Genomic DNA, 1,110 nt, shown 5'->3' on the forward strand with positions numbered 1-1,110 from the left:
GGTAAATACGTGCCCTAGGTGAGAATCACCAAACTTACTGCGAACTTCTGTTCTAGGATAAATCAACTTGTAATCGGTTTTTTCGACGATGTAACCTGGGTTGATTGGCTTAGTGAAACTTGGCCACCCCGTACCCGATTTGTACTTGTCGGTAGAAGAAAACAACGGCTCACCAGTCACGATGTCGACGTAAATGCCGGCTTCTTTATTGTCCCAATATTCGTTGTCAAACGGGCGCTCGGTACCTTCTTCTTGCGTTACGTAGTATTGCAACTCAGTCAACGTAGACTTGATCTTCGATTGAGACGGCTTGTTGTATGCTTTTACCTTCGACAGCAGCTTTTTCTCATCGATAAGCTGACGCAGTGTTTTCGGATGTTCTTTGCGATCGTCACCAAACACTTCATCCAAGTATTTGTCTCGACCGGATGCGTAACGATAGTACTTGTACTTTAGGCTGCTCTTTTTGTAGTAATCCTGATGGTACTCTTCCGCTGGATAGAATGTCTCAAACTTGATCAACTCAGTTTTAAGCGGTTTTGGATAAACCTTTGCATTGTCGATTTCCATCATAAACTGCTCTGCGATCTGCTTTTGCTCTGCGTTGTGGTAGAAAATAGCAGGTCGATACTGTGGACCTCGGTCGACAAATGATCCTTTATCGTCGGTTGGGTCAATGTGGCGGAAAAAGTAATCGAGTACTTGTTCGTAATTCACCACTTTCGGGTCGTATTTCACTTCGATGGATTCAATGTGTCCGGTTTTTCCAGAAGATACTTGGCGATAGGTTGGGTTTTTCACGTGCCCGCCGGAGTAGCCAGACACCACATCCAAGACGCTAGGAAGCTGTTCTAAGTCCGATTCCGTACACCAAAAACAGCCGCCAGCCAGTGTGGCGATTTCTGCATTCTCTAAAGCCTTCATCTTATCCATCGTATCGGCGGTGCCTGTTTTACTCAAAAGTAGAAACAAGACAGGAAGTGCGAAAGAGAATCCGACCAATAACTTAGATATTTTCTTCATAGCTACCTCAACGTTGTTTTCCGTAGAAAGTGTGACTCAAATAAAAAGTGCTACGTAATTAGAAAGGCAACAGAGCGAAAAAATTAC

General features: G+C 44.1%; 1 protein-coding gene. It reads right to left on the minus strand.

The annotated features are described in order from the left end of the window. The coding region (msrA, locus tag R7040_RS24745; protein WP_318097312.1) for a peptide-methionine (S)-S-oxide reductase MsrA at nucleotides 1-1,023 on the minus strand (1,023 nt) is incomplete at its 3' end. Between the last annotated feature and the right edge of the window lie 87 nt (nucleotides 1,024-1,110).

Source organism: Vibrio sp. 1069 (assembly GCF_033340555.1).